At 47.0% G+C, this 3,529-nt stretch carries 4 protein-coding genes; 3 read left to right on the top strand and 1 reads right to left on the bottom strand.

Features of this window, described 5'->3' with window-relative positions:
- Nucleotides 1–208, bottom strand: a 208-nt coding sequence (locus QN379_RS23195) for a hypothetical protein (protein ID WP_323507735.1), incomplete at its 3' end; no start/stop codon positions are given.
- On the opposite strand from QN379_RS23195, the gene QN379_RS23190 reads away from it, so the two are divergent.
- The 3 genes from QN379_RS23190 to QN379_RS23180 all read left to right on the top strand — a co-directional run bounded on the left by QN379_RS23190 (nt 207) and on the right by QN379_RS23180 (nt 3,492).
- Nucleotides 207–1,592, top strand: coding sequence for a replicative DNA helicase (locus QN379_RS23190; protein WP_322238397.1), 1,386 nt, complete (start codon nt 207–209; stop codon nt 1,590–1,592). The genes QN379_RS23195 and QN379_RS23190 overlap by 2 nt on opposite strands.
- Before the next feature lie 130 nt (nt 1,593–1,722).
- Nucleotides 1,723–2,349 carry a DUF47 domain-containing protein gene (locus QN379_RS23185; RefSeq protein ID WP_322238399.1) on the top strand — a complete coding sequence of 209 codons (627 nt, stop codon included), beginning with the start codon at nt 1,723–1,725 and terminating at the stop codon, nt 2,347–2,349.
- Between the two features lie 132 nt (nt 2,350–2,481).
- Nucleotides 2,482–3,492 (top strand): inorganic phosphate transporter, encoded by a 1,011-nt coding sequence (locus QN379_RS23180; RefSeq protein WP_322238401.1) that lies wholly within the window; start codon nt 2,482–2,484, stop codon nt 3,490–3,492.
- The last annotated feature ends 37 nt before the right edge of the window (nt 3,493–3,529 follow it).

Below are 3,529 nucleotides of genomic sequence, written 5' to 3'. Positions count from 1 at the left end.
GGCGACCACGCCGTTGCTGTATCTTTGCACACTGACGTCCTGGTTGACGTGACTGTTGCTGTGATCGGCGAGCACGCTTAATTTGATTGAGTGCGCTACGAGTATTTGTTGAAATGTTAAAAAGCCGGGTTCTCCCGGCTTTTTTATTGTCCTTTTTTTGGTTTACTGCAACAGAGCTAAACTTGTAAGCAGGTATAATTCGCGCCATGCCACCTTCAGATCCACAGTTAGATTCACTACGCGTACCACCCCATTCAATCGAAGCGGAGCAATCCGTTTTGGGCGGGTTGCTTCTCGATAATGCCGCTTGGGATAGAATCGCCGATTTCGTTCGTGCAGACGACTTCTATCGGTACGACCATCGCATTATTTTTCAACATATCGTCAAGTTGATCAATAACTCCAGACCAGCGGATGTCATTACCGTATTTGAGTCGCTTGGTAGTACCGGCAAGGCAGAGGAGGTCGGCGGTTTGACTTATCTCAATGCGCTGGCTCAAAATACGCCCTCGGCCGCTAATATTCGCCGCTATGCCGAAATTGTGCGCGACCGTGGCATCTTGCGTAAGTTGATTACAGTGGCAGATGAAATATCGGGCCAGGCTTTCAGTCCGCAGGGCAAAGAAGTGAAGCAGATGCTGGATGAGGCTGAGTCGAAGATTTTTGCTATTGCCGAAGAGGGTTCGCGTGGCGCACAAGGTTTTCAAGAAATCCAACCTTTATTGACTCAGGTTGTCGAGCGCATTGACGAACTATATAGCCGCGACAATCAAAGCGAAATTACCGGGGTACCAACCGGCTTTGCTGATCTTGATAAAATGACATCTGGCTTGCAGCCTGGCGACCTTATTATTGTTGCTGGCCGCCCATCGATGGGAAAAACGGCGTTTTCTATCAATATTGGTGAGACTGTCGCTATAGAGAGTGGACTGCCAGTTGCCGTGTTCTCTATGGAAATGGGCGGCACGCAATTAGCGATGCGTATGCTGGGCTCTGTTGGTCGACTTGATCAGCATCGTCTGCGTACGGGACGACTGAATGATGAGGATTGGCCACGCTTGACGCATGCAATCCAAAAAATGAATGATGCACAGCTATATATTGATGAAACGCCAGCCTTAAGCTCAATGGAACTTCGGGCGCGTGCGCGCCGGTTATCTCGACAGTGCGGTAAGTTAGGATTGATCATCATCGATTACTTGCAGTTGATGTCAGGGAATACGGCAGGTGAAAATCGTGCTACTGAAATTTCTGAAATATCACGAAATTTAAAAGGCTTGGCGAAAGAATTACAGTGCCCGGTGATCGCGTTATCTCAGTTGAATCGCTCCTTGGAGCAACGTCCAAATAAACGTCCGATCATGTCAGACTTGCGTGAATCAGGTGCGATTGAACAGGATGCTGATGTTATTTTGTTTATTTATCGTGATGAAGTGTACAACCCTGACTCTCAGGAAAAAGGTACAGCGGAAATCATTGTTGGTAAACAACGTAATGGACCAATTGGTAGCTTGAGACTGACGTTTCTTGGACAATACACAAAATTTGAGAACTATGCCGGTGGCCTTGCCGCTCCGCAGGGTGGAGACTAATGCCTTGGCATAACGTTGTAATGTTTATTGATGCATCATTTTTGCTGCCAGGTAACAGGCATTAGATTGACGAGTTCCTTGTATTACAGCACAGATTTAATCCAGATTTAATGAAGAAGAGAGAGAAAATATGTTTGCACGATTGATGCCCACCGAGGGCAAATTCTTTGAGCTCTTTAACCAACATGCCGAGTTGTGCGTAAAGGGTGCGAAAGAAATGGTGGCATTGATGACCAATTTCGACGATCTGGAAATTCGGGTCCACGCCATTGAAAGCATCGAAAAACAAGCCGACAAGATTACTTATGCAGCGATTGATATGCTGCACAAGACGTTCATTACGCCAATTGATCGTGACGATATCCATAAACTGATCACGCGTATGGATGACATCCTTGATTTATTAGAGGATGCAGCACAGACGATCTCGCTTTACGATATTAAGGCAATTACGCCCGAGGCAAAGCGCCTGGCAGAATTATGTTTAGCTTGTGCAGAAAAAGTAAAGTCAGCGGTCGCTTTACTACACAACATGGACAACTCGACAAAAATTCTGGAAATTTGTGCAGAGATTGATCGTCTCGAGTCAGATGCGGATCATGTCATGCGTGCCGCGATGTCAAAGCTTTTCCGCGACGAACCGGATGTACGTACGTTGATTAAATTAAAAGCAATTTATGAAATTTTGGAAACAGTGACGGATCGTTGTGAAGACGTCGCCAACATCATTGAAGGCATCATCGTAGAAAACGCCTAAGGTTTTTCGCCACAGCACGGTTGAAATAACGTGCTGAGCCATGGTGGGGCAGCTAACTCAGCTGCCGTCTACGATAATAAGTGTCAATACTTATCGTGCCACCTCGATGTATTTAAAACGACTCAATTTTCCATGCAAACTCTTCATATCAGTATTTACGTTCTTGCTTTCCTTGTTGCGCTGGCGTTAGTGTTCGACTTTATGAACGGCTTTCATGACGCCGCGAATGCTATCGCCACGGTGGTCTCCACAGGTGTTTTGAAGCCGCAACAGGCTGTCGCAATGGCCGCAGTGTTTAACTTTGTAGCGATCGCGGTTTTCCAGCTACATGTCGCTGCCACGGTCGGAAAGGGCACCATTCACGCTGAAGTGGTCGACCATTACGTTGTGTTCGGCGCACTGATCGGCGCTATTTGTTGGAATATTTTAACTTGGTACTATGGAATTCCCTCGTCGTCGTCGCACGCGCTGATTGGTGGTTTGGTTGGTGCGGCAGTAGCTAAAGCGGGTACGGGCGCGTTGATTTCTTCTGGCCTCATTAAAACTATCGCTTTTATTGTTCTGTCACCGTTGCTTGGATTTGTTTTCGGCTCGATTATGATGGTGCTGGTGTCCTGGATTTTTGTACGCTCAACGCCACGCAAGGTCGATAAGTGGTTCCGTCGTTTGCAATTGGTGTCCGCTTCTATGTATAGCCTCGGTCACGGCGGTAATGACGCACAAAAAACTATCGGTGTCATTTGGATGCTATTGATCGCGGCTGGTGTTTCAAACGGCTCTGATTCATTGCCGCCTTGGTGGGTGATTTTATCTTGTTATAGCGCTATTAGTCTCGGAACACTTTTCGGTGGCTGGCGTATTGTTAAAACGATGGGACAAAAAATCACCAAGCTGAAGCCGGTTGGTGGGTTTTGTGCCGAAACAGGCGGTGCTATTACTCTGTTTATGGCGACCATTTTGGGTGTGCCGGTATCTACTACTCACACAATTACCGGTGCGATTGTCGGCGTTGGCGCGTCGCGCAAAATGTCGGCAGTCCGATGGGGTGTTGCGAGTAATATTGTTTGGGCCTGGATTTTTACGATTCCGGCCTCGGCATTTATTGCCGCAATTGCCTGGTGGATCGGTAAGCAATTTTTATAAAACCATGATCAGTGAGTGAAGTTACAGAGCTATATAA

It is taken from the genome of Glaciimonas sp. Gout2 (assembly GCF_035018905.1).
Lineage (GTDB): Bacteria > Pseudomonadota > Gammaproteobacteria > Burkholderiales > Burkholderiaceae_D > Glaciimonas.
The sequence above is the reverse complement of the archived record's forward strand: the minus strand, read 5'-3'. Positions and strand labels throughout refer to the sequence as shown.

Coding starts and splice junctions, on each gene's coding strand:
- QN379_RS23190 (WP_322238397.1), top strand. CDS start 207: ATGCCACCTTCAGATCCACAGTTAGATTCACTACGCGTACCACCCCAT.
- QN379_RS23185 (WP_322238399.1), top strand. CDS start 1,723: ATGTTTGCACGATTGATGCCCACCGAGGGCAAATTCTTTGAGCTCTTT.
- QN379_RS23180 (WP_322238401.1), top strand. CDS start 2,482: ATGCAAACTCTTCATATCAGTATTTACGTTCTTGCTTTCCTTGTTGCG.